Source organism: Amycolatopsis heterodermiae (assembly GCF_034929455.1).
GTDB lineage: Bacteria > Actinomycetota > Actinomycetes > Mycobacteriales > Pseudonocardiaceae > Amycolatopsis > Amycolatopsis heterodermiae.
This window is the reverse complement of sequence record NZ_JAYFSI010000001.1, coordinates 1,905,874-1,930,540: the sequence shown is the minus strand read 5'-3', so window position 1 is coordinate 1,930,540 and position 24,667 is coordinate 1,905,874. Positions and strand designations below refer to the sequence as shown.

19 protein-coding genes are annotated in these 24,667 nt (G+C 70.7%); 10 read left to right on the top strand and 9 right to left on the bottom strand.

Translation table 11 applies throughout. The features are described from left to right. Positions 1-14: 14 nt before the first annotated feature. Complete coding sequence (locus VA596_RS09485) at positions 15-1,073, bottom strand: ROK family transcriptional regulator (protein WP_323325123.1); 1,059 nt, start codon at positions 1,071-1,073, stop codon at positions 15-17. Positions 1,074-1,129: 56 nt separating this feature from the next. Between VA596_RS09485 and VA596_RS09480 the strand changes: the two genes are divergently transcribed. Beyond that, positions 1,130-2,176, top strand: a complete 1,047-nt coding sequence (locus VA596_RS09480; RefSeq protein WP_323325122.1) for a Gfo/Idh/MocA family oxidoreductase — start codon at positions 1,130-1,132, stop codon at positions 2,174-2,176. 64 nt (positions 2,177-2,240) lie between these two features. Here the strand turns inward: VA596_RS09480 and VA596_RS09475 are convergent, their stop codons facing one another. The 4 genes from VA596_RS09475 to VA596_RS09460 all read right to left on the bottom strand — a co-directional run bounded on the left by VA596_RS09475 (position 2,241) and on the right by VA596_RS09460 (position 10,688). Further along, positions 2,241-4,715, bottom strand: a complete 2,475-nt coding sequence (locus VA596_RS09475) for a transglycosylase domain-containing protein (protein ID WP_323325120.1) — start codon at positions 4,713-4,715, stop codon at positions 2,241-2,243. An 80-nt stretch (positions 4,716-4,795) separates the two neighbouring features. Then, positions 4,796-7,063 (bottom strand): transglycosylase domain-containing protein, encoded by a 2,268-nt coding sequence (locus VA596_RS09470; RefSeq protein ID WP_323325753.1) that lies wholly within the window; start codon positions 7,061-7,063, stop codon positions 4,796-4,798. 414 nt (positions 7,064-7,477) lie between these two features. Further along, complete coding sequence (locus VA596_RS09465) at positions 7,478-10,222, bottom strand: transglycosylase domain-containing protein (protein ID WP_323325118.1); 2,745 nt, start codon at positions 10,220-10,222, stop codon at positions 7,478-7,480. 67 nt (positions 10,223-10,289) lie between these two features. Continuing rightward, the gene (locus VA596_RS09460) at positions 10,290-10,688 is read right to left on the bottom strand and encodes a DUF5318 domain-containing protein (RefSeq protein ID WP_323325117.1); all 399 of its coding nucleotides are present in this window, start codon (positions 10,686-10,688) and stop codon (positions 10,290-10,292) included. A 245-nt stretch (positions 10,689-10,933) separates the two neighbouring features. Between VA596_RS09460 and VA596_RS09455 the strand changes: the two genes are divergently transcribed. From VA596_RS09455 to VA596_RS09440, 4 genes are all read left to right on the top strand, one after another. Beyond that, on the top strand, positions 10,934-11,488 hold the full coding sequence (locus VA596_RS09455) for a PadR family transcriptional regulator (protein WP_323325114.1): 555 nt from the start codon (positions 10,934-10,936) through the stop codon (positions 11,486-11,488). A gap of 69 nt (positions 11,489-11,557) precedes the next feature. Continuing rightward, positions 11,558-12,646: an inositol-3-phosphate synthase gene (locus VA596_RS09450; RefSeq protein WP_323325112.1), complete on the top strand. Its 1,089-nt coding sequence runs from the start codon at positions 11,558-11,560 to the stop codon at positions 12,644-12,646. Between the two features lie 126 nt (positions 12,647-12,772). Further along, positions 12,773-13,279 (top strand): RNA polymerase sigma factor, encoded by a 507-nt coding sequence (locus tag VA596_RS09445; protein ID WP_323325110.1) that lies wholly within the window; start codon positions 12,773-12,775, stop codon positions 13,277-13,279. Further along, positions 13,276-13,998 (top strand): hypothetical protein, encoded by a 723-nt coding sequence (locus VA596_RS09440; RefSeq protein ID WP_323325108.1) that lies wholly within the window; start codon positions 13,276-13,278, stop codon positions 13,996-13,998. The genes VA596_RS09445 and VA596_RS09440 overlap by 4 nt, the downstream gene beginning before the upstream one ends. On the opposite strand, the gene VA596_RS09435 is transcribed toward VA596_RS09440, so the two are convergent. Further along, entirely contained in the window at positions 13,961-14,602 is a 642-nt protein-coding gene (locus VA596_RS09435) for an HAD family hydrolase (RefSeq protein ID WP_323325106.1), read from the bottom strand. The two genes, VA596_RS09440 and VA596_RS09435, sit on opposite strands and share 38 nt — an antisense overlap. Before the next feature lie 67 nt (positions 14,603-14,669). Here VA596_RS09435 and VA596_RS09430 point away from each other — a divergent pair, with 67 nt between their 5' ends. From VA596_RS09430 to VA596_RS09410, 5 genes are all read left to right on the top strand, one after another. Further along, entirely contained in the window at positions 14,670-15,128 is a 459-nt protein-coding gene (locus VA596_RS09430) for a MarR family winged helix-turn-helix transcriptional regulator (RefSeq protein ID WP_323325104.1), read from the top strand. Then, positions 15,118-16,338, top strand: a complete 1,221-nt coding sequence (locus VA596_RS09425; protein WP_323325102.1) for an MFS transporter — start codon at positions 15,118-15,120, stop codon at positions 16,336-16,338. Before VA596_RS09430 ends, VA596_RS09425 begins: the two co-directional genes overlap by 11 nt. A gap of 99 nt (positions 16,339-16,437) precedes the next feature. Further along, positions 16,438-18,507, top strand: coding sequence for a PhoX family protein (locus tag VA596_RS09420; protein WP_323325100.1), 2,070 nt, complete (start codon positions 16,438-16,440; stop codon positions 18,505-18,507). An 87-nt stretch (positions 18,508-18,594) separates the two neighbouring features. Then, positions 18,595-20,202: a DUF7850 domain-containing protein gene (locus tag VA596_RS09415; RefSeq protein ID WP_323325098.1), complete on the top strand. Its 1,608-nt coding sequence runs from the start codon at positions 18,595-18,597 to the stop codon at positions 20,200-20,202. Further along, complete coding sequence (locus VA596_RS09410) at positions 20,199-20,876, top strand: SDR family oxidoreductase (protein WP_323325096.1); 678 nt, start codon at positions 20,199-20,201, stop codon at positions 20,874-20,876. The genes VA596_RS09415 and VA596_RS09410 overlap by 4 nt, the downstream gene beginning before the upstream one ends. Here VA596_RS09410 and VA596_RS09405 read toward each other — a convergent pair. The 3 genes from VA596_RS09405 to VA596_RS09395 are packed head-to-tail and all read right to left on the bottom strand — an operon-like array spanning position 20,873 to position 24,653. Continuing rightward, positions 20,873-22,180 (bottom strand): amidohydrolase family protein, encoded by a 1,308-nt coding sequence (locus tag VA596_RS09405; RefSeq protein WP_323325094.1) that lies wholly within the window; start codon positions 22,178-22,180, stop codon positions 20,873-20,875. The genes VA596_RS09410 and VA596_RS09405 overlap by 4 nt on opposite strands. 23 nt (positions 22,181-22,203) lie before the next feature. Beyond that, positions 22,204-22,857, bottom strand: a complete 654-nt coding sequence (locus VA596_RS09400; protein WP_323325092.1) for a response regulator transcription factor — start codon at positions 22,855-22,857, stop codon at positions 22,204-22,206. Next, positions 22,854-24,653, bottom strand: coding sequence for a sensor histidine kinase (locus VA596_RS09395; protein WP_323325090.1), 1,800 nt, complete (start codon positions 24,651-24,653; stop codon positions 22,854-22,856). Before VA596_RS09395 ends, VA596_RS09400 begins: the two co-directional genes overlap by 4 nt. Between the last annotated feature and the right edge of the window lie 14 nt (positions 24,654-24,667).

The following is a 24,667-nucleotide window of genomic DNA, read 5'->3' as shown; positions in this document are numbered from 1 at the left end:
AGTGAAGGCGACGATCATGCCGGATTCGCGTAGTACGAGGCCAGGACCTCGGCGGCCGCGCCGCGCGTGACGATCTCCTCGCCGAAGGAGTCCTCCACGACCTCGATGCGCTGCCAGTGCGGCAGCGGCAGCAGCTCCTCGAGCCGTTCGGAAACGGCGTCACGGTACGTGCCCGGTTCGTCCCGCACGGCGCGTCCGGCCAGCACGATCCGTTCCAGATCGAGCACCTGGACGAGGTCGGCGAGGCCGATCCCGAGGAAGCCGGCGGCGGTGCGCGTGTCGGGGGCCTGCTTGGCCATGATCTCGACGCAGCCGCGCCGCCCGCAGGCGCAGCGGGGGCCGTCGTAGGCGATCGTGGTGTGCCCGAACTCACCCGCGTTGGTCCGCGGCCCCCGGTAGAGCCGGCCGTCGATCAGCAGGCCGACGCCGATGCCGGTGCCGACGAGCACGACCGCCGTCGCCGTCGGCTCGCCGTGCGGCCACAGCTGGGCGAACGCGGCGGCGTTGGTGTCCTTGTCCAGCAGCACCGGCAGGCCGGTGCGCTTCTCGAGCAGATCGCGCAGCGGGACGTCGTGCCAGCCGGGCATGCTCGTCGCGTCGCGGACCAGGCCGGCGATGTGGTCCAGCGGGCCGACCGCGCCCAGGCCGAGGCCGAGCACCGGGAAGCCGTCGGCGAGCTCGAGCGCGGTGGCGCCGATGGCCTCGACGGCCTGCTCGGGGGTGAACCCGACCGGGAGCGGGCCGCCCGCGGTCTCTTCGACCTCGCCGATGAGGTTGGTCCGCAGCACCCGGTACTCGTCGCGGTCGAGCCGCGCGCCGAGCGAGTGCCGGGCGCTGGACCGGACGGTCAGCTGGGTGCGGGGCTTGCCGACGCCCACGGACGGCTGACGTTCCTCGTCCAGCAGGCCGGCGTCGAGGAGTTCGGGCACGATCTTGGACACGGCCTGCTGGGTCAGCCCGGTGCGTTCGGCGAGCTCGACCCGGCTGAGGCCGCCGGCTCGCAGGATGTGCGCGAGCAGGAGGGCGCGGTTGTGCTCACGCACGTTGCGCAGGTTCCTCCCGGTGGCCGCCATGGACTAGATCTTCGCACGCCTGGTCAATTTCGCAACACTGTTGTTTAATGGGCGCCATGGTGGACGACTTGCGGGTGGGCATCCTCGGGTACGGCATCGGCGGACGCGTCTTCCACGCGCCGCTGGTGGCGGCGACCCCCGGGCTGACCCCGGCCGTGATCACGACGTCGGGCAACGCCGTCCAGGCGCGGACCGACTACCCCGGCGCCGAGATCGTGCCGGACGCCGACGCGTTGTTCGAGCACGCGGGCGACCTCGACCTGATCGTCGTCAGCACCCCGAACCGCACGCACGTGCCGCTCGCGCTGCGGGCCATCGAGGCCGGCGTGCCGGTGGTCGTCGACAAGCCGTTCGCGCCGACCGCGGCCGAGGCCGAGCGGGTCGTCGCCGCGGCGAAGGCGGCGGGCGTCGGGCTCACCGTGTTCCAGAACCGCCGGCTCGACTCCGACTTCCTCACCGTGCGCGAGGTGCTCGACTCCGGCCGGCTCGGCGAGGTGTTCCGCTTCGAGTCCCGCTACGACCGCTGGGTGCCGAAGCCGAAGGACAACTGGCGCGAGTTCGGCGACCCGGCCGAGGCCGGCGGCCTGCTCTACGACCTCGGCGCGCACATCGTCGACCAGGCGCTGCAGCTGTTCGGCCCGGTCACGCGGGTCTACGCGGAGGTCGACCGCCGCCGTGCCGGCGTCCAGGTCGACGACGACGTGTTCGTCGCGCTGCACCACGCGAACGGCGTCCGGTCGCACCTGTGGGCGACGGCGCTGGCGGGCACCTTGAACCCGCGGTTCCGCGTGCTCGGCGACCAGGCGACGTTCACCAAGTACGGCCTCGACGTCCAGGAACCCCAGATCAAGACGGGCATGCGGCCCGGCGACGACGGCTGGGGCGTGGAGCCGGCCGCGGACGCGGGCACGATCGGCGTCGGCAACGACCTCAAGACCGTGCCCACCCTGACCGGCCGCTACGAGCAGTTCTACGCCCAGGTGCGCGACGCGCTGCGCGGCGAGGGCGAGTTCCCGGTCGACCCGGAGTCGTCGGTCGCCGCGCTGCGCGTGATCGAGGCCGCGCACCGCTCCGGCGTCGAAGGAACCGTCGTCGAGCTCTGACCCCCAGACCGGCCGTGACCTCGGTAACCCCCAGTACTGGGGTCACGGCCACCTTCTTCCCCGCTCAGCCGCCCGGGTTCGGGTCGCCGCTCTGGCCGGAGTCGTTCCCGTTGCCGTTGCCCGTCCCGGTGTTCCCGGTGCCGTTGTTGCCCGTGGTGTTGCCGTTGTTGTTGCCGCCGTTGCGGTTGCGCTGCCGGTCCTGCAGCTCCTGAAGCCGTTGCTGGAACTGGCGGAGCTGGTCCTGTTGCTGCTGGCGGTTGCCGGGCTGGTTCTGCTGGTTCCGCGGGTCGCGCTGCTGCTGTTGTTGCTGCTGCTGCTGCGGTTGCTGAGGCGGCTGCTGGATCTGCACCTGGTCCACCGGCGAGCTGATCGCCGCCACGCGGTCGAAGCGCTCGCCCGGTTTGCCCTGCAGGTACAGCTGCATGAAGCGGTCCCAGATCGGGCCCGCCAGCGTCGAGCCGAAGATCGGGGCGCCCGTCGGGCCGTGCAGGGCCTTGTCGCCGTCGCTGCCGACCCAGACCGCCGCCGAAACCGACGGCGTGTAGCCGACCATCCACGTCTGGGCGTTCGCGTTGGCCGCCGACGCCGGTTCGTCGTTCTGCGGGGTGTGCTGCTGGGTGCCGGTCTTGCCCGCGCACTCGTGGCCCGCCGGGCAGGTCAGGCGCGAGAACTGGATCACCGGGGCCAGCGCCGCCGTCACGTTGCCGGCGATCTGCGCGCTGCGGGCCGGGTCGTTGTCGGCGAAGGCGTCCGCGGACCGGTTCTTGGCCTCGTACGCCGTTTCCCCGTTCGCGTTGGTCACCTTCTGCACGAAGTGGCGTTCACGCTGGACGCCGCCCGCCGCGAACGTCGCGTAGCCCGAGGCCATGTCCGCCGGCGTGACCTGCGTGCCGCCGCCACCGATCGAGATGTTGTTGTCGCCGGTGAACAGCTCGCTGCGACCGCCGCTGTCCTTCGTCCGGACGCCCGCTTCCTGCGCGGCTTCCGCCACCCCGGACGGCTTCGTCACGTTCAGCACCATGTCGTAGAACACCGTGTTCGTGGACCGCTGCATCGCCTCGGCGACGGTGCACTGCTCGGAGCAGCTGCTGCTGTCACCCGCGTTGCGGATGGGGAGGTCGACGCCGGGGAACGTGCGGGGTGAGGTGCCGTCGAACCGCGCGTCGAGGCCGCGGCCGAGCTTGAGGAACGCCGCGAGGTCGAACGGCTTCATCGACGACCCGGGGTTGTGCGGCTCGTCCGCCCAGTCGCGCCCGGCCTGGTCCTCGCCGTTCGGGCCCTTCACCACCGGTGCGCCGCCGTAGTAGGCGAGCACCCCGCCGGTCTTCGGGTCGACGGCGACCAGCGCGTCGAGGATCCGGTCGTCGGTCTGCTCGGCCATCCCCTCGGTCACGGCCTGCTCGGCCGACTGCTGTGCCTGCGAGTCGATCGTGGTGAACACCTGGAACCCGCCGCGGTAGTACTCCTGCTCGCTGATCCCCTGCGCCGCCAGCTCCGCCTTGACCTGCTTCTTGACGAACGGGTTCAGCGCGCCGGCCTGCTTGCTCTCCACCAGCGGGATCGGGGTCGGGAACTTCGCCTCGGCGCGCTGGGCCGGTGTCAGGTAACCGTTCTTCAGCATCCGGTCCAGCGCCGTGGTCCACCGGGCGGTGGCGACGGCGGTGTTCTCCGAGCGTCCCGGCTGCTGGATGAGGCCGGCGAGCAGCGCGGCCTGCGAGTAGTCGAGCTGCCCGACGTCCTGGCCGAAGTACGCCTGCGCGGCGGCCTGGATGCCGTACGCGCCGCGGCCGAAGTAGATGATGTTGAGGTAGGCGGTGATGATGTCCGCCTTCTCGTAGGTCTGGTTCATCTTGAACGACTTCGCGAGCTCGGTCCACTTTCGCGTGAGCGTCGGATCGTCGTCGCCGGAAGCGTTCTTGATGTACTGCTGGGAGATCGTCGAACCACCGCCGGAACCGCCGGTGACCTGGTTGTACGCCGCCCGCAGGATGCCGGTGACGTCGAAGCCCGAGTTGGTCTCGAACGACGCGTCCTCGGTTGCGATCACGGCTTTCTTGACGACGTCCGGGATCTGGTTCGCCGACAGGATCTGCCGGTTCCCGCCGGTCGGCACGTCCTTGCCCATCTCCGTGCCGTCGCTGAACAGGTACGTCACGGCCTGGCCCTGCGCCTGCGCGACGGTCTCCGGCGACGGGACGTCGACGGCCAGGTAGGTGATCACGAACGCGACCGCGGGGACGACGAAGAACAGCCCCGCCACCACGTAACCGATCCGGCGGATCCGCCGCCAGCGCCGTTTCCGCACGTCCTGCTCGGTGCTCGGCCGGGGACGGCGCAGCGGCTGGCCCGGGCGCTGCCGGATGATCGGCACCGTCGGCGGGTCGTCCGGCTCGGTGCCGTTGTGGACGTGGTGGGTGATCAGCTCCGGTTCGCTGCCCTGCAGCCCGGCGCGCGGCAGCGGCCGGGCCGACGGCCGCCGGGTACGGCGGCGCGGATCGGGAGCGCGACCGCGCGAAGTGCGGGTTCGGTCGTTGGTCACGGGCCGGCCTCCACGGTGGGCTGCGGACGCAGTCCTCTCGGAGGGCACACGTACCGCGGCCCACCGTGGTTCACCCGTGACTAGTTGCCGGGGTCGTCTCCCGAGGTCGGCGTGTCCTTCGAGGTCGACGACTTCGTGTGCTTCGGCGTGCTCTCCTGCGACGACGACTGGTGGCCGTGGTCGTTGCCGTCGTTCCCGCCGTTACCGCCGTTGTCACCCTGGTCGCCGCCCTGGTCGGGGTTCTCGTCCGTCGGCGTCGAGTCAGTCGTCGTCGCGACGTCCGACGACGGCGGCGGGGCGACCTCGCCACCGATGCGGTCGACCTTGTCGAACTTCTCGCCCGGCTTGCCCGTCAGGTACAGCGACAGGAACTTCTGCCACATCGGGCCGGCGATGGTCGAGCCGTAGATCGGCGAGTTGTTCTTGCCGTGCAGCGGCTTGTTGCCGTCGCCGCCGACCCAGGCCGCCACCGAGACGGACGGCGTGTAGCCGACCATCCACGTCTGCGAGTTCGCGTTCGCGGCCCACGACGGCTCACCCGCGGTCTTCGTGTGCTGCTGCGTCCCGGTCTTGCCGGCGCACTCGTGGCCGGCGGGGCACTTCAGGTGCGAGAAGTCGATGACCGGCTTGAGCGCTTCGGTGACGTTCCCGGCGATCTGACGGCTCTTGTCCGAGTCGCTGTCGAACGCCGGCTTGGAGTCCGTCGAAGCCTCGTACGCGACTTCGTTCTGCCCGTTGACGACCTTCGTCACGAAGTGCCGGGCCCGCTGCTCGCCGTTGGCCGCGAAGGTCGCGTACGCCGAGGCCATGTCCACCGGCGTGATCTGGGTTTCCCCACCGCCGAGGGAGATGTTGTTGTCCTTGGTGGAGATGATCGACTGGCCGCCGTCGTCCTTGGTCGTGACGCCGGCCTCCTGCGCGGCCTGCTTGACCGGGCCCTGCTTGGTCTTGTTGAGGACCATGTCGTAGAAGACCGTGTTCGCCGAGCGCATCATCGCCTCGGAGACGGTGCACTGCTGCGAGCAGCTGCTGCCCGGGCCGGCGTTGCGCACGACCCGGCCGTCGAACGTGCGGTTGTTGGAGCCGTCGAACGTCGCGTCGAGGCCCTGGCCCATCTTGAGGAACGCGGTGAGGTCGAACGGCTTCATCGACGAACCCGGGTTCTGCGGGGTGTTCGCCCAGTCGCGCCCGGCCTGGTCCTGGCCGTTGACCTGGACGATCGGCTTGCCGCCGTAGTAGGCGAGCACCCCGCCGGTCTTCGGGTCGACCGCGACGAGCGCGTTGAGCAGCTGGTCGTCGACCTGGCCCTTCATCGCGTCGGTGGCCGCCTGTTCCGCGGCCTGCTGCGCCTTCGGGTCGATCGTCGTGTGCACCTGGAAGCCGCCGGAGTAGTAGCGGTCCTCCGGGATGTCGTGCGCGGCGAGCTCGTCCTTCACCTGCTGCACGACGAACGCGGGCGGCGCGCCGGCCTGCTGCTTGCTGTCCTCGAGCGGGATCGGCGTCGGGAACTGCGCCGACTGGCGCTCGGCCGCGCTGATGTAGTTGTTCTTCAGCATCCGGTCGAGCGCGGTGGTCCAGCGGTCGTGCGCGACCTTGTCGTTCTCCGACCGGCCCGGCTGCTGGATCAGCCCGGCGAGCAGCGCCGCCTCCGAGTAGGTCAGGTCCTTGGCGTCCTTGTGGAAGAAGGCCTGAGACGCCGCGCCCACCCCGTACGCCCCGCGCCCGAAGTAGATGATGTTCAGGTACGCGGTGATGATGTCCTTCTTCTCGTACGTCTGGTTCATCTTGAAGGACTTGGCCAGCTCGGTCCACTTGCGCGTCAACGTCGGGGCGTCGTTGTCGGTGGCCTTCTTGATGTACTGCTGCGAAATCGTCGAACCACCGCCGGTGCCGCCGGTGGCGTTGTTGAACACCGCGCGCAGCAGGCCGCCGACGTCGAAGCCGGAGTTCGTCTCGAACGAGTCGTCCTCGGTCGCGATCGCCGCGTGCTTCATGATGTCGGGGATCTGCTCCGGGCTGAGCAGCACCCGGTTCCCGCCGCGCGGCACGTCCTTGCCCATCGGCGAGTCGTCGGCGTAGAAGTACGTCACCGCCTGGCTCTGGTTCTGCGCGACCTCCGTCGGCGACGGGACGTCGACCAGGAAGTACGTGATGACGAACGCGATCGCCGGGAGCACGAGGAACACCCCGACGAAGCCGTAGCCGACGCGCCGGATGATCTTCCAGCGCCGCTTCTTCCGCTGTTCCGGGGTGAGGACCGGTTTGCCGTCGCCGTCGGGCTCCGGGTCGTCGTAGCCGTCCGCTTCCTCGTACGCGTGGTGCGTCATCAGCTCGGGCCCGCCGCTCATCGGCGGCGGCTCCGGCCGGTTGCCGCGCGGCTGCTGCCACGGCTGCTGCGGCTGACGCGACGGCGGCTGCTGCATCGGCCGGCCCCCCGGCGGGGTCGGCGGGCGGCGCGGGCCCTGGCCGCGGGGCCCCTGTGGTCCGGACGGCCCCTGACGGCGCGGATCAGGACCCTGGCCGGGCCAGGAGCGGGATCGATCGTCGGGCACGGGGCAGTCCTCCAGTCAGTGACACCCGGGGCTTCGCCCCGAGCCGGGGGCTCCGCCACCCGGAACCCCCGAAATGCAGTCAGCACGGGACGGCGATAGCCGCCATCCCCTGTTGGAAGGGACGCGCGTGAACCCCACGGGTTGCCGAAACGATCATCCGGAAACGGTTCAGGGCCCCCCGCGTGCTGCGGAGGGCCCTGAACGGAGCTGCTATCCCGGGCCGGCGCCCGGTGGCGAGGCCACGGCACCACCGCCGCCGAACGTGTTGCCGATGCCGGGATCACCGGGCCCGCCCGGACCGGGCCGGGTCAGCGTGGGCCGGCTCGGCTTCGTCGACGTGTTCGTCTCCGTGTCCGTCGGCTCGGTGCTCGTCGTCGTTTCCGGGGTGGTCGGCGTCGTCGTCGTGGTCGGCGTCTCCGACGGCTTCGGCGGCGTCGACGTCACCGTCGAGGCGTCCTTGCCGATCGGCGCCACCTTGTCGAACTTCTCCGCCGGTTTGCCCTTGAGGTAGAGGTTCATGAAGCTCTGCCACGTCGGACCGGCGATGGTGGCACCGAAGATGGGCTTGTTCTTCGGGTCGTGCAGCGGCTTGTTGCCGTCGCCGCCGACCCAGACCGCGGCCGACACGGACGGCGTGTAGCCCACCATCCACGTCTGCGCGTTGCGGTCGGCGTACGCCTTCGGGTCGTCGGCCTTCGCGGTGTACTGCTGCGTCCCGGTCTTGCCGGCGCACTCGTGCCCGGTCGGGCACTTGAGCTTCGAGTGGTCGATGACCGGGACCAGCGCCTCGGTGACGTTGCCCGCGATCTGCTGGCTCTTCGACGCGTCGTCGTCGAACGCCGGGTTGGTCTTGATGTTGTTCTCGTCGAACTCCACCTCGTCCTGGCCGTTCGTCAGCTTCGAAACGAAGTGCTGCTCGTGGTACGTCCCGCCGTTGGCGAACGAGGCGTACGCCGCCGCCATGTCCTCCGGCGTCACGGCCGTGCCACCACCACCGAGCGAGATGTTGTTGTCGTCGGTGTAGAGGACGCTCTTGCCGTCCGGCGAGACCTTGACCCCGGCTTCCTTCGCCGCTTCCGCGACCCGCGACGGCTTCGTCACGTTCAGGACCATGTCGTAGAACACGGTGTTCGCCGAGATCTCCATCGCCTTCGCGACGGTGCAGTCCTTGCCGCAGCTCGCGCTGTCACCCGCGTTCCGGACCGTGCGGCCGCCGAGCACCCGGTTGTTCGAGCCGTCGAACGTCTCGCCGAGGCCCTTGCCCATCTTGAGGAACGCCGTGAGGTCGAACGCCTTCACCGACGAACCCGGGTTGCGCGCCTGGTTGGCGCGGTCCTGCCCGATCTGGTCCTTGCCGTTGGCGTCCTTCACCAGTTCCGGGCCGCCGTAGTACGCGATCACCCCGCCGGTCTTCGGGTTGACCGCGACCAGCGCGTTCAGCAGGTTCTCGTCGGTCTGGCCCTTCATGCCCTCCTGGGAGGCCTGCTCCGCCGCGGCCTGCGCCGCCGGGTCGATCGTGGTGTAGATCTTCGCGCCCGTGGAGAACAGCTTGTTCTCGTCGTAGCCCTTGACCGCCAGCTCGTCCTTGATCCGCTGCTGGAGCTGGTAGGTCATCTTCCCCGAGTCCTGCTCCTTGTTGGAGTTCTTCGGAATCGGCGTCGGGTACTGGGCGGCCGCGCGGTCGGCCTGCGGCAGCCACTTGTTGGCCACCATCTGGTCCATCACGTACGTCCAGCGCTTCTGGGCGTACGCCTCGTTCTCCGACCGGCCCGGACCCTGGATCAGGCCGGCCAGCAGGGACGCCTCGGAAGCGTTGAGGTCCTTGGCGTCCTTGTTGAAGTAGGCCTTCGCGGCCGCCTGGATGCCGTTGGCCCCGCGTCCGAAGTAGACGATGTTCAGGTAGGAAGTGATGATCTCTTCCTTGGACTGCTGGTTGTTCATCTTGAACGACTTCGCCAGCTCGGTCCACTTGCGGGTCAGGGTCTGCTGGTCGTTCTGCGTCGCCTGCTTGATGTACTGCTGGGAGATCGTCGAACCACCACCCTGGCCGCCGGTCACCTGGTTGAAGACCGCGCGCAGGATGCCGGTGACGTCGAAGCCCGAGTTGGTCTCGAACGTCGCGTCCTCCGCGGAGTACACGGCGTGCTTGACGACCTCGGGGACCTCGCCCGGCTTGAGCAGCTGGCGGTCGCCGCCCGGCGGCAGCTCGCGGCCCATGAGCTGGCCGCCCGCGTCGTAGTAGGTGATCGGCTGGCTCTGCAGCGCCTTGATGCTCTCCGGCGTCGGCACGTCCACCAGGAAGTAGGTGATGACGAACGCGATCGCGGGCACCACGAAGAACAGGCCGACGAAGACGTAGGCGCACCGGCGGATGATCTTCCAGCGGCGCTTCTTCTTCTGCGCCGGCGTCAGGACCTTCTTGCCCTTTTCGTCGAGCTCTTCCTGGGGCTCGACGTCGTCGGCGTACTCGTTGAACGCGGCGTCGTCGTCGTAGCCGTCGTCGTACGGGTCGCGGCCGAAGTCGTCGGTGCCGTTGTGCGCGTGGTGGGTGATCAGGTCCGGTTCACGCCCGGGAGGCGGGACCGGGCGGCGTCCGGGGGGTGGCTGCCGGAACCCCTGCGGGGGCGAGCCGGGCGGACCCTGCTGTGGACGCTGCCCGGGAGGCGGCGGCACCGGCCGCCGCGCGGCCATGCCCTGCTGGCGGGCGCGCTGCGGACGCCGGGCCGGCTCGTCGGCGGGCCACTGCGGGCCGCCTTCGTCGCCGGACGGCCACTCCGGGGCGCCACCACGTCCGCTGGGGACGCCGCGAGGAGGCGTGCCGCGTTGGGGACGGCGGGGGGCCTCTTCGCCGGGCCACGCCGGCCCGGGGTCCTCCCCGGGCCACGGGCCCGACTGGGCACGGCGAGGTGCATCTGGCTCCTGGCCGGGCCAGGAGCGGTTGCGATCGTCGTTCACGAATGGGCCTCCCAGACCGGCGCCCGGTAGTGCGCCGTTCTGCGCTCTTCAGCGGTTGTGTTCCAGCTCACCGGCCCGCGGTCCTTCGCGGACCGTCGGCAGGCTCCCCCGTACCGAGGACGTACGACCGGACCAGGTGGTTCCAGTGGCACGCCCGGCACACCTCGACGTCGTACACGGTGAACTCGGCGAACCGGCCGGCCATCCTGGCCAGCTCTTCGGGGGTCCTCGCCGAGCCCGCGACATGCTTGAGTTCGTCACCGTAGACCCAGGACACCAGGGTCAGCGGTTCCTGGCGGCAGATCGGACAGGGCTGGTCACCGGCCCGGCCGTGGAACTTCGCCGCCCGCAGCAGGTACGGGCTCGCGTCGCAGGCCTCATGGCTGCCGACGCGCCCGGAGCGGACCTCGGCCAGCAGCGCACGGCGCTGCAAGGCGAAGTCCACGACCTGCCGCTGGTTAATCACCAGGACAGAGTACGGGCTCTTCCTGTGTGGTCCACGCCCCCTAGCGTGACCTGTCTCGCGGCTACCGGGGACACGCCGGACGTTCGATAACTCTCCGGTGAATTTCGCCCACGATGCGCTGAACTCGCCTGTTGGCTTCGCCACTTCGATGTATCGGGGCGATATAGTGGCTGAGTAGGTTGGACCGAGGCGATCATTCGGAGCAACGCCGGTCGCCGAGGTTTGTTCCCGGAAGGGGGTGCGCTGTGCTGGAGTTCGCGATCCTGGGTCTTCTGCACGAAGCGCCCATGCACGGGTATGTGCTGCGCAAGCGGCTGCACGAGACGCTCGGCACGCTCCGGACGTTCTCGTACGGCTCGCTGTACCCGACCCTGCGGCGGCTGCTGCGGGCCGGGTACCTGGTCGAAGAGCTCGACGAAGCCGACGACCGCGCGTGGTCCCGGCGGGGCCGCCGGGTCTACAAGCTCACCGCGGAGGGCAAGGAGCGCTTCGGTGAGCTGCTCGGCGACGCCGGGCCGCAGACCTGGGACGACGAGGGGTTCGGTGTTCACCTGGCCTTCTTCTCGCGGACCCCGGCCGACGTGCGGATGCGGATCCTCGAAGGCAGGCGGCGGCGCGTCGAAGAGCGCCGCGAGGGTTTGCGGGCCGCGCTGGCCAGGACCGAGGAGAGGATCGATCGCTACACCCGTGAGCTGCACCGGCTGGGTCTGGAGACCAGCGAGCGGGAGGTGCGCTGGCTCAACGAGCTCATCGCGCACGAGCAACACGAACAAGCCGAGCGGCAGGGTCCCGAGACCTGAGCCGTGCGGCCGCGCCGCAGCGTCGCGGCAGACCTACTGAAGAGACACGGATTGAAGGAGAAACCCCCCATGGGCGAGAACCGCCGCGTACGGGTGGCCATCGTGGGCGTCGGCAACTGCGCGGCGTCGCTGGTCCAGGGTGTCCAGTACTACCGCGACGCGGATCCGGCCACCCGCGTCCCCGGCCTGATGCACGTCGACTTCGGCGGCTACCACGTCCGCGACATCGAGTTCGTGGCCGCGTTCGACGTGGACGCCAAGAAGGTCAGCCGTGACCTGTCGGAGGCGATCTTCGCGTCCGAGAACAACACCATCAAGATCGCCGACGTGCCGCCGCTCGGCGTCACCGTCCAGCGCGGTCACACCCACGACGGCCTCGGCCGCTTCTACCGCGAGACGATCGAGGAGTCCGACGAGACCCCGGTCGACATCGTCGCCGCGCTGCGTGAGGCGAAGGCCGACGTCCTGGTCTCCTACCTGCCGGTGGGTTCCGAGGTGGCCGACAAGTTCTACGCGCAGGCCGCGATCGACGCCAAGGTCGCGTTCGTCAACGCGCTGCCGGTGTTCATCGCCTCCGACCCGGAGTGGGCGCAGAAGTTCACCGACGCCGGCGTCCCGATCGTCGGTGACGACATCAAGTCCCAGGTCGGCGCCACCATCACGCACCGCGTGCTGGCCAAGCTGTTCGAGGACCGCGGCGTCCAGCTCGACCGGACGATGCAGCTCAACGTGGGCGGGAACATGGACTTCCTGAACATGAAGGAGCTGGAGCGGCTCGAGTCGAAGAAGATCTCGAAGACCCAGTCCGTCACCTCGCAGGTCGACCGCGACCTCGGCAAGGGCAACGTCCACATCGGCCCGTCGGACTACGTGCAGTGGCTCGACGACCGCAAGTGGGCCTACGTCCGGCTCGAGGGCCGCGCCTTCGGTGACGTGCCGCTGAACCTGGAGTACAAGCTCGAGGTGTGGGACTCGCCGAACTCGGCGGGCATCATCATCGACGCCGTGCGCGCGGCGAAGATCGCCCTCGACCGCGGCGTCGGCGGCCCGATCCTGTCGGCCTCCTCCTACTTCATGAAGTCGCCGCCGGAGCAGTACGACGACTCGACCGCGCGCGACGCCGTCGAGAAGTTCATCCACGGCGACGTGGAGCGGTAACCCCCCTCTCGTCAGAAGGCCACCACCCGGGCGTCGTGCCTGGTGGTGGCCTTCTTCGCGTGGTGCACTAAACCGGTGGGGTGGGGCGGGCGTGATCGGGGTGTGAGTGCGAGCGTAGGGGAGAGCGTGCCAGGGGATCTGGGCGCGCCGACCTTCCATGCCCTCTTCCGGGAGTACTTCGGCCAGATGACGAGATTGGCGCACCTGCTCGGCGCGGACGACGCCGAGAACGTGGCGCAGGAGGCCTTCGTCAAGCTCCACCAGCGCTGGGACACCCTCACCGACCACACGCGGGTGGCGGGTTACCTGCGCGCGACCGTGGTGAACATGTCCCGGTCGCGGACCCGGCACCTGCGGGTGGTCCGCCGGACGCCGCAGGAGCGCCCGGCGGACGAGCTGTCGGCCGAGGTCACGGCGGTGGCCAACTGGGAACACCAGCGGATCCGCGCGGTACTGGGCAAACTGTCCAGGAGACAGCGTGAGGTGCTGGTGCTGCGCTACTGGCTGGACCTGAGCACGGCGGGCATCGCGGAGACCCTCGGCATCTCGCCGGGCACGGTCAAGGCGACCACCCACCACGCGATGGAGAACCTGCGCAAGCACCTGGGGGACGACCTGGGAGGTGAGCGATGACCGACCTCGAACGCAAACTGGCCGAGACACTGCGGGAGCAGGGCGGGGAGGTCACGCCCAACCTCGACGCGGCCTGGGCCGAGCAGATGCGCCGCCAGCGAAGGCGACCCCGCCGGCGGCTGACGGTGATCGTCGCGCCGCTGGCCGCCGTGCTGGTGGTGTTGACGAGCGTGTCGCTGGCGACGCGGATGAACACCGCCCCGGCTCCGCTCCCGCCGGCGAACCCGGGGCAGGAGCTGGTGGTCGCGAAGCCGGAGGTGATCCCGCCGGCGACGTTGAGCGGCGGCGGCGAGCCGGTGACCCTCACCGACTTCGTCGGGCAGACGGAGAACTGGACGTCCTACGCGGTCGCCGCCAACGACCCCACGGGCCGGAAGCTGTTCTGCGTCGAGTCGTTGCCCAAGGGCGTGACCGGGGGGACGAGCGGCTCGCAGTACGGCATCGAATCGCCGTCGTGCGTCCCGATCTCGCGGCGCACCGTGCGCGCCGGATACGTCGGCAAGACCGGCGGCCCGCTCCCGGCGGGCAAAGCCGTCTACCTCGTCGACCCCACGGTGCCGGGGCTGCGGCTGTTCGACGCGGCCGGTGACCTGAGCCAGGCCAGGGTGGTCGGCACCCTGGGGCCGGACCAGGTCTACCTGGCCGACGTGAAGCCGGATTCGCCGCCGAAGAGCTTCGACGTCACGGTTTCCCAGGAAGCGCATCCGGCAAGCCGGTGATCGTCTCCACCACCGCAGTCGCCTGCTTCAGCACCTCCGGGTCCGGCGGGAAGTGCGGGTTCGGCACCGCGTAGACCGCCATCCCCGCGGCCAGCGCCGACCGCAGCCCGTTCGTCGTGTCCTCCACCGCCGCGCAGTCCGACGGCGCCACGCCCAGCAGCTCCGCCGCCCGCAGGTACACGTCCGGCGCCGGCTTCCCGGCCCCGACCTGCTCCGACGACACCGCCGCGCCCACCGGCAGGCCCGTGACGTCGAGGAAGCCCTTGATCAGGATCACCGGCGACGAGCTCGCGATCGCCACCGGCCAGCGCTTCGCCACCTGGCGCACGACGTCGACCGCGCCGTCGATCAGCGGCGGCTGCTCGGCGTACCGCGCGGCCATCCGCTTGACCACGATCGTCGCGATCTCGGGCGGCGTGAGCCGCGCGCCCAGCTCTTCGACCAGGTAGCGGGCCCACTCCGGGGTGCTCATCCCCTGCTGCGCCCGCGTCGCCTCCTCGCGCCAGGTGCCGCCGTGCTCGGCGACGACCGCCCGGCGGACCTCGTCCCAGATCCGCTCGGAGTCCACGAGTACGCCGTCGAGGTCGAAGATCACCGCGTCCATGTCCCCGAGCGTAGCCTGTGAGACGAGTTACTTAGCCACCCTTACTAATTTTTGTTAGCATGGCTAAGTGACTTCCCCGATCGCCGATCTCGCGCACCGGCTGCGGCCGCTGGTCTTCCGGCTGTACCACCAGGTGCGCCGCCAGACCCCGCAGCTGACGCTGACCCTCACCCAGGGCTCGGTGCTGAGCGAGCTGGTCAACGGCGGTCCGCGCCGGATGAGCGCGCTGGCCGAGTTCGAGCAGGTGAAGCTGCCGTCGATGACCGACGTCGTCGGCCGCCTCGAACGCCTCGGTCTCGCCACCCGCGCGCCGGACCCCGCCGACCGGCGGGCGGTGCTCGTGGACGTCACCGACGAGGGTCGTCGCTTCTACGCCGAGATGGTCACCGCCCGCGAAGAGTTCCTTCGCGAACGCCTGATCGCCATGGACGACGCCGACCGCGCAGCGATCGAGGCCGCCCTCCCGGCCCTCGCGAAGCTACTCATCGACACGAAGAAAGAAGCACTGATCAGTGATGAGCGCTGAACACCACTCGAGCCTGCTGGACGCCGTCAAGGGCCAGCCCAAGCAGGTGTGGATCACCGCGTTCGCCGCGGTCATCGCCTTCATGGGGATCGGCCTGGTCGACCCGATCCTGCTGTCCATCGCCAAGGGTCTCGACGCGACGCCGTCCCAGGTCACCCTGCTCTTCTCGTCCTACCTCGGCGTCCAGGTCATCGCGATGCTGGTCACCGGCGCGGCGAGCGCGAAGTTCGGCCCCAAGCGCACGGTCCTCGTCGGGCTGACGCTTATCGTCGCGGCCACCGCGCTGTGTTCGGCCGCCGGGTCGATCGAGCAGCTCGTCGGGCTGCGCGCGGTCTGGGGCCTCGGCAACGCGTTCTTCATCGCGACGGCGTTGTCCGTGATCGTCGGCGCCGCGACCGGCGGGCAGTCCGGCGCGATCCTGCTCTACGAAGCCGCGCTGGGTGTCGGCCTGTCGGTCGGCCCGCTGCTCGGCGCCCTGCTCGGCAGCATCTCGTGGCGCGGCCCGTTCCTGGGCACCGCGGTCCTGATGGCCGGCGCGCTCGTGCTGTGCGCGGTGTTCCTGAAGAGCGACAAGCACGAGAAGCGTGATCCGATCAAGCTGCTCGACCCGCTTCGCGCGTTGAAGCACACCGGTCTGCTGCGCACCTCCGTCGCTTCGGCGCTGTACACCGCCGCGTTCTTCGCGGTGCTGGCCTGGTCGCCGTTCGTCCTCGGCTGGAGCGCCATCGCCGTCGGCCTGATCTTCTGCGGCTGGGGCCTGTGCGTCGCCGTCGCCGGGGTCGCCCTCGCACCTCGCCTGGCCGCCAAGCTCGGTGAGCGGCACGCCGCCGCGGCCGCCGTCTTCGGGTACGCCGTGCTCATGCTGGTGCTGGCCGTGCCGAGCAAGCCGGTGCTGGTCGCCGGGATCATCGTCTCGGGGCTCGTGTCGGGGCTGCTGAACACGCTGTTCACCGGCACCGCGATGTCCATCAGCGACGCGCCGCGCCCGGTCGCCAGCGCGGGGTACAACTTCTGCCGCTGGCTCGGTGGCGCCGTCGCGGCGACGCTGGTCGGGCACGTGGCCGAGTGGTTCGGTTCGCCGCAGGCGCCGTTCGTCGCCTCCGCCGTGCTGTGCGTGATCGCCGGTGGCCTGCTCTCGCTGCGCGAGAAGAAGGCCGACCCGCACACCGTCCCGCGGGAAGCGGCGCTGGTCGGCGGCGAGGAGTTCTGACGGGCGGCCAGTACACCTGACGTTCACCTGAATGTCTGGATTGACTGGTTTCTGGGGCTTACGGTCGGTTCGTTCCCGAACTCCCACCATGGAGGCCTCGTGCCCGACCGCCTGCTCCCGCTCTTCCCCGCCCACCCGGGCGGGCGCTCCCCGATCACCTGCGAATACCGCTGTGGCAACGCCTGTGCCCACCCCGAGCCCAACGAGTCCGGGAACGAGTACTTCGGCGACGTCGTCAAGGACATCTCCCGCCGCCGGGTCTTCAAGGCCGGCGCCGTGATGGCCGCCGCCGCGGGCGGGTTCGCCGCGCTGTCCGGCACCGCGGCCGCGGCGCCCGCCGGTCACGGCCACGACCCCAAGCCGCGGCCGGTCCCCGGCACCGCCTTCGACGCCGTCCCGCCGAACAAGCTCGACCAGGTCAGCGTCCCCGACGGGTACGCCCAGCGCGTCGTCGTCCGCTGGGGCGACCCGGTGGTGCAGGGTGCGCCCAGGTTCCACTTCACCAAGCAGACGGCGGCCGCGCAGGCGAAGCAGTTCGGGTACAACAACGACTTCGTCGGCCTGATCCCGCAGGACCCGCTGGGCTTCAGCAACCTGCTCGTCGTGAACCACGAGTACACGACCGAGGTGCACCTGTTCCCGGCCGACCAGTACGACCCGGCGAACCCGACCGAGGAGCAGGTGAAGATCGCCTGGGCGGCGCACGGCCTCTCGGTGCTGCAGGCGCGCCGCGACCCGGTCCACGGCGGCCTCGAGGTCGTCCCGAGCCGGTTCGGCCGCCGGATCACGCTCGACACCGTCTTCGAGGTCCGCGGCCCGGCCGCCGGCTCGAAGTACCTGAAGACGTCGGCCGACCCGACCGGGCGCAAGGTCCGCGGCACGCAGAACAACTGCTCCGGCGGCGTGACGCCGTGGGGCACCGTGCTGTCCGGCGAAGAGAACTTCCACCAGTACTTCGCCAACGCCGACAAGGTCACCGACCCGGTCGCGGCGGCGCGGCTCAAGCGCTACGCCGTCGGCACCGGCGCCAGCACCCGCAAGTGGGAGCGGTTCGACAAGCGCTGGGACGTCGCCCAGGAGCCGCAGGAGCCGAACCGGTTCGGCTGGGTCGTCGAAATCGACCCCAACGACCCGAACTCGACGCCCGTCAAGCACACCGCGCTCGGCCGGTTCAAGCACGAGGCCGCGAACGTCAAGATCACCGCCGACGGCCGCGTCGCCGTCTACTCCGGGGACGACGAACGCTTCGAGTACATCTACAAGTTCGTCTCGAAGGGCAAGTACAAGCCGGGTAAGAGCGCGCACGCGCGCCGCCACAACTCGGCGCTGCTCGACGAAGGCACGCTGTACGTCGGCCGCTTCACCGGCGACAGCCCGGCCGCGGAGATCGACGGCACCGGCAAGCTCCCGTCGGACAACGAGTTCGACGGCACCGGCGAGTGGATCCCGCTGGCCGCCGGCAACAAGTCCTTTGTGGACGGATTCACCGCGGAGGAGGTCTACGTCTTCACGCGGCAGGCGGCCGACAAGGTCGCCGCCACGAAGATGGACCGCCCGGAGGACATCGAACCGAACCCGGTCAACGGCCGGATCTACGCGGCCCTGACCAACAACAGCGACCGCGGCGCGGCGGGCAAGGCCGGCGTCGACGAGGCGAACCCGCGCGTGGCCAACAAGAACGGCCACATCCTGGAGTGGGAGGAGCACCGCGGCGACGCGGCGTCGACGAAGTTCTCCTGGCGGCTGCTGCTCGTCTGCGGCGACCCGGCCACGGCCGACACCTACTTCGGCGGTTTCGACAAGACCAAGGTCAGCCCGATCTCCTGCCCGGACAACGTGGCCTTCGACCGGCACGGAAACCTCTGGATCTCCACCGACGGCAACGCGCTCGGCGCGAACGACGGACTCTTCTCGGTGCCGGTGACCGGCCCGGAACGCGGGCACGTCAAGCAGTTCCTGTCCGTGCCGGTCGGCGCCGAGACGTGCGGCCCGGTCGTCACCGACCACCTGGTGCTCGTCGCGGTGCAGCACCCGGGTGAGAACGCGGCCAGCTCCGCGACCCCGACGTCGCACTGGCCCGACGGCGGCACCGCGCAGCCGCGGCCGTCGATCGTCTCGGTGTGGAAGAAGGGCCGCTTCGGGCTGCCCGGCCGCATCGGCGAGCGTTGACGCGGCGGGCCCCCACCGGCGGAGGTTCACCCTGAAGGGGACCGCTCTCGGCCGGTGCGGGCCCGGGCCGCGCGCCATAGTCGGGGGGTGATCACTTCGGCGCGCGCGATGGCAGTGGCGGTGGTGGCGGCATCCGGGGTGGTGGTGCCCGGTGCGGCCGCCGCAGATCCGCCTCCGGCTTGCGGCGGCGTCGCGGCGAACCCGAGCGTCGAGCAGGCGGCGGCGAACGGCGCGCCGGACGGGTACGTCTTCACCCCGGCCGCGCCGGTGCCACCCGGCACGCCGCCGGCGAAGCAGCCGAAGCTGCTGACCGAGCAGGCGTACGCCGTCGACGGGCAGCGCTCCGCCGTGATCCAGACCCCGGACGGCAAGACCAGCACCGCCTACCAGACCGAGAAGTTCGTGCCCGGCGGCGTTTACACGCTCAGCGTGTCCACCGGCTCCGCGCTGCCGAGTGGGAATCCGGCCACCGGCCTGCGGTTCTACGACGCGAACGGCGCCCAGGTGCAGGAGACCAAGCTGGTCGCCGACCACAACGTGGCCGACGGGCACCTGGTCAAGCAGGACTTCCCCGCGGCGACGGCCCCGGCGAAGGCGACCACGGTCAAGTTCTTCGCCACGACCGCCGCGGAGCGGCTCCGCTGGGACTGCGTCGGCCTGCAGCTCGCGGCGTACTCGGTGAAGGAGGAAGTGCAGAACCCGGCGACCGGCGCGTGGGGCCCGTTCGCGACGGTCACGGCGGGCGAGACCGCGCACTACCGCGTCACCGTGACGAACGAGGGCACGCAGGACCTGACCGGGATCACCGTCCAGGACCCGTGGTGCGCCGCGCCGTTCGCGCCGTTCACGCTGGCCGCGGCCGCGAGCAAGCAGCTGACCTGCGACCACCCGAACCTCACGGTGGCCGACACCGGGCACGTCGACACGGCGAAGGTCACCGGCGTCCACTACGCGGGCGGCACGCTGGGCGACAAGACGTCGTCCGCGACGATCACCGTCGTCCCGCCGCCCGCGATCGCCAAGATCGGCGACTTCGTCTGGGCCGACCGCAACCGCGACGGGCTGCAGGACCCGGGTGAGCCCGGCGTCGCGGACGTCAAGGTGACGCTGAAGGACGGCGCGGGCGGCACGGTCGGCACCGCGACGACGGACGCGAGCGGCAAGTACGGCTTCGAGAAGCTGAAGGACGGCACCTACCAGCTCTGTTTCGCCGTTCCGGCGGACTTCACGGTGACGCGCAAGGACGCCGGCGCCGACGACAAGGACTCCGACGCGGACCCGGACGGCTGCACCGCACCGCGCACCCTCGGCGGCTCGAACCGCGAGGACTTCACGGTGGACCTCGGCCTCGCCCCGCCGACCAACCGGATCGGCGACTTCGCCTGGACCGACACCGACGGCAACGGCCTGCAGGACGCGGGCGAGCCGGGCCTCGCCGGGGTGAAGGTGACGCTGAACAACGGTCCGAGCGTCGTCACCGGCCCGGACGGCGCGTACGCCTTCACCGGCCTCGAAGACGGCAGCTACCAGGTCTGCTTCACCGCGGACGGCCGCAAGCCGACCAAGAAGGACGCCGGTGACGACGCCCGCGACTCGGACGTGGACCCGTCAGGCTGCGCTTCGACCACGCTCGGGCCGGGCCAGCGCGACGACCGCACGGTGGACGCCGGGTTCGCCGTTACGGTGGGGGCATGACGGATCTCCCCCTCGCCCTCGTCACCGGTGCTTCGCGCGGAATCGGCGCGGCGGTCGCCCACCAGCTCGCCCCGACGCACCGCCTGCTCCTCGGCGGCCGCGACGCGGACGCGCTGGCCGCACTGGCGAAGGAACTGCCGGGCGCGCAGCCGTGGCCGGTGGACCTGACCGACCCGGCCTCCCTCGAACGCGCCGCCGCGGACATCGCGTCCCTGGACGTCCTGGTCCACTCGGCCGGCGTGGCCCGCCTCGGCCGGATCGAGGAGGCTTCGGCCGCAGCCTGGCGGGAGAACTTCGAGGTCAACACCCTCGCGGTGGTCGAGCTGACCCGCCTCCTGCTCCCGGCCCTGCGCACGGCCCACGGCCACGTCGTGGTGATCAACTCAGGCGCGGGCCTGAACGCCCGCCCCGGCTGGTCCCCGTACGCGGCGAGCAAGTTCGCCGTCCGAGCCTTCGCCGACGCCCTCCGCGAGGAGGAACCGGCCATCCGCGTGACGTCGATCTACCCGGGCCGCACGGACACGGAGATGCAGCAGACGATCTTCAAGGGCGAAGGCCGCGAGTACGACACGACCCACCTGCTGAAGGCGGACTCGGTGGCCACCGCGGTGGTGACGGCGGTGTCAGCCACCCCGGACGCCCACCTGACCGAGCTGATGCTGAAGCCCCGTTAAGCCCGCAGCCGGGCCGCGGTCTCCGCCACCCCGGCCTGGACCTTCGCCCGGTCCACCTTGACCGACTCGCCGTCCGCGACCACCTGCTCGCCCGCGACCCACACGTCCCGGACCCGCCGGGAACCCGCGGCCCAGACCAGGTTCGACAGCAGCTGGACGTCCGGGACGTCCAAACCGCACGCGAACGCCGGGTCGTCCAGATCCACGTGCACCAGATCCGCCCAGCGGCCCGGCTCCAACGCACCGATGTCCGAGCGGCCCAGCGCGGCCGCGCCGCCTCGGGTGGCCAGCAGGAAGGCGTCCGCCGCGGTCAGTACCGTCGAGTCGCCCGTGGAGAGGCGGGCGACCATCGCCGAGAGCTGCAGCTCTTCCCAGAGGTCGATGTCGTCGTTGGACGCCGGGCCGTCGGTGCCGAGGCCGACCGCGACGCCGGCCGCGCGCAGCTCGGCGATCCGCGCGATGCCCGAAGCCAGCTTCGCGTTCGAGCCCGGGCAGTGCCCGACGCCCACACCGTGGGCGGCGAACAGCGCGATGTCGGAATCCGACAGGTGGATCGCGTGCGCGGCGAGCACCCGGCCGTCGAGCATGCCGAGCTCGGCCAGCAGCGCGGGCACCGAACCGTGCGACGAACGAACGTCGGTGTCCTCCGCGGCCGCCTCGGCCACGTGGATCTGGATCAGTGCACCCCGCGAAGCCGCCGACTCGGCCGTCGCGCGCAGGCCCGCTTCGGACAGCATGTACGCCGAGTGCGGGCCGTAGCCGAGCTCGACGCGGTCGCCGTGGCCGAAGCGCAGGCCGTCCGTGTCGATCCAGCGCTCGATCGCGGCCAGCTGCGCGCGCCAGTCGAGGCCCGGCAGCTCCATCACCGGCGGCGCGACCAGCACGCGGCCGCCCGTCGTGAGGACCGCGTCGACCAGCTGCTCGCCTTCGAAGTACATCTCCGCGCTGGTCGTGACGCCGTGGCGCAGCATCTCGACCGAGCCCAGCAGCATGCCGGTGCGGACGTCCTCGGGCCGCAGCTTCGCTTCGGCGGGCCAGATGATCTCGTTGAGCCACGGCAGCAGCGGCAGGTCGCCGCCCATGCCGCGCAGCAGCGTCATCGGGCTGTGCGCGTGCGTGTTGATCAGGCCGGGCAGCAGGATGCCGGTCAGGGTGGTGACCGGAGCAGTGGACTCGGGGGCGGTGGCCGCCGGTCCGCAGTACGAAATTCGCCCATCGGTGTCGACATCGACGACCGCGTCGCGCAGGAGTGAACAGGACGGGTCGGCGGGGAGAACGACAGGAGCGTGGAAACGGCGTTGCATGTCGGGATACTACGCACCCGGAATTACGAGACGACTCCACTCCGCCACGCCCAGGCCGCGATTTCGACGCGGTTGCGGGCGCCGATCTTGCCCTGCACCGACGCGAGGTGCGTTTTCACCGTCGAGAGCGACAGGTAGAGCTCGGACCCGATCTCGGTGTTCGTCAGCCCGCGCGCGGCCGCCTTCACGACGTCCATCTCGCGTGCGGTCAGCGGCTCGGAAGGCGGTTTGACCTGTGGTTTTGCCGGGCCGCTGCCGTCGAAGTGCTTGAGCAGCCGGACGGTGATCTGCGGCGACACCAGCGCGTCGCCGCGGTCGGCCGCGCGGACCGCTTCGATCAGCAACGCTGGTCCGGCGTCCTTCAGCAGGAAGCCGGACGCGCCGTTGCGCAACGCCGTGTGCACGTACTCGTCGAGGTCGAAGGTGGTGACCACCACCACCTTCAGCGGGTCGGTGACGTCCGGGCCGGCCAGCTGCCGGGTGACCTCGAGGCCGTCGAGGCCGGGCATGCGGATGTCGAGCAGGCAGACGTCCGGGCGCAGTTCGCGGGCCTTCGCGACCGCCGAGACGCCGTCCGCGACGTCGGCGACGACCTCGATGTCGTCCTGCGCGTCCAGGATCATGCGGAACCCCATCCGCACCATCTCCTGGTCGTCGGCGATCAGTACCCGGATCACTCGTCCCCTTCCGCTTCTTCCGTGGCCGCCAGCGGCAGCCAAGCTTCGACGCGCCAGCCGCCGTCCGGGCCGCGCCCGGCCGAGAGCCGGCCCTTCAGCAGCGCGACGCGTTCACGCATGCCGACCAGACCGTAACCGCCCGATCCCCCGGCGGGCCGCTGCGTGCGCTCGCGCCCGTTGTCGGTCACCCGCAGGTGCAGTTCGGGGCCGCTCACCTCGGCGAGCACGAACGCGTCGGTCGCGCCCGAGGCGTGCTTGCCGACGTTCGTCAGCGACTCCTGCACCAGCCGCAGCGCCGAGCGGCCGACCTCGTGCGGCAGGTCCGGCGGCAGGTCGAGGTGCATGGACGTCGGTACGCCGTGGTTGGCGCCGTCGACCAGCTTCCGCAGGTCGGCGCCGAGATCCGTGGTGGCCTGCTCGCTGAACTCGCTCGACCCGGCGGGCGCGTCACCGCGCATCGAGCGGACCAGCCGCCGCATCGCCGCGAGGGCCTCGACGCCGGCGTTCTCGATCCGGCCCATCGCCTCGACCGCGATCTGCGGGTCCCGCTCGGCCATCATCCGCGCGGCCTGCGCCTGCACCACGATCCCGGTCACGTGGTGGGCGACGATGTCGTGCAGCTCGCGGGCCAGCGCCATCCGTTCGGCGGTCTGCGCCTCGGACACCGCGGACTGGACGACCGTCGTGCGCTCGGAGTCCCGCGACCGCAGCATCAGGCCGACGGCGATCGAGATGCCCAGCATCAGTGCCGCGGCGAAGGCCAGTATCGAAAGCGTTTGCGGGTCGGTCTGCAGGTTGCCGGCGGGCTGGTTCGAGTTGACGATCGCCCCGAGCGCGACGACGGCCGACAGCACGGCCACCCGTGGCCACGAGGCGCTCAACCCCCGGGCGCGGGTCAGGTTCACCACCACGCCCATCCCGGCGATGACCTGCACGAACGGCACCCCGCCGGGCATCGGGTAGGAGCTGCGCAGCTGCAGCAACGGCGTGATGACCGCGGAGAGCAGCAGGACCCCGGCGAGGGCGAGGACCGCGTCCGCGGGCCGCCGCGGCGACAGCACCGCGATGACGGACGCGACGAGCGAGAAGAACAGGATCGGGAAGCCGCGGGCGGTGCTCGAGTACGTGTAGCCGAACTCGAAGATGAGCGCGAACCCGAGCAGCCCGATCAGCGGCCACTGCCCCATCGCCAGCTCGTTGACCCGGCGCAGCTTGCGCGTCCGCGGATCGGCCTTCGGGCCGCGGTCGCGGATCGCGATGGCGGGCACCACCGCCCCGGCGAGCAGCAGCACGCCGAACAGCAGGGCCTGGTAGAGCGATCCGCCGTCCAGGTCGCCGACGCCCCGGTAGCGGCCGAAGACGGCGACGAGGCACCCCACGACCAGGGCGCTGACCACGCAGAACGCCACGCCCGCCCGCGCCCGGCGGGTCACGTAGTAGAGCATCAGCTCCCCCGCCACGATCTCGGTGATCGTCACCTTCGGCAGCACGCTCGAGTACGGCGGGATGTGGAACGCGTGGATGAAGAGGGTGGAGAACACCAGCACGGCGGCACCGGCCGCACCGGCGACGGCGGCCCGCTTCTGGGCCCAGAGGGCGCAGGCCACCATCGCGAACATGCCGGGTAGCAGCCCGAAGTCGACGAAGCGCGGACCGGCGTCGTCGAGCGCGGCCTGCGTCGTGTAAACGAGGTCGAACAGCAGCGCGGCGAACAGCACGGCCGCGGGCACGCCGATGCGCCGCACCAGGGCGGCGGTGCGGGTGTAGAGCGTGTTCGGTGGAGACGCGGCGGGCACAACGTGACGTTAGA

Bases quoted from the DNA above. Each gene is read 5' to 3' on its own strand.
- VA596_RS09440 (WP_323325108.1), top strand. From the start codon at position 13,276: ATGACCGACCTCGAACGCAAACTGGCCGAGACACTGCGGGAGCAGGGC.
- VA596_RS09480 (WP_323325122.1), top strand. From the start codon at position 1,130: ATGGTGGACGACTTGCGGGTGGGCATCCTCGGGTACGGCATCGGCGGA.
- VA596_RS09410 (WP_323325096.1), top strand. From the start codon at position 20,199: ATGACGGATCTCCCCCTCGCCCTCGTCACCGGTGCTTCGCGCGGAATC.
- VA596_RS09485 (WP_323325123.1), bottom strand. From the start codon at position 1,073: ATGGCGGCCACCGGGAGGAACCTGCGCAACGTGCGTGAGCACAACCGC.
- VA596_RS09425 (WP_323325102.1), top strand. From the start codon at position 15,118: ATGAGCGCTGAACACCACTCGAGCCTGCTGGACGCCGTCAAGGGCCAG.
- VA596_RS09435 (WP_323325106.1), bottom strand. From the start codon at position 14,602: ATGGACGCGGTGATCTTCGACCTCGACGGCGTACTCGTGGACTCCGAG.
- VA596_RS09405 (WP_323325094.1), bottom strand. From the start codon at position 22,180: ATGCAACGCCGTTTCCACGCTCCTGTCGTTCTCCCCGCCGACCCGTCC.
- VA596_RS09470 (WP_323325753.1), bottom strand. From the start codon at position 7,063: ATGAGCGGCGGGCCCGAGCTGATGACGCACCACGCGTACGAGGAAGCG.
- VA596_RS09450 (WP_323325112.1), top strand. From the start codon at position 11,558: ATGGGCGAGAACCGCCGCGTACGGGTGGCCATCGTGGGCGTCGGCAAC.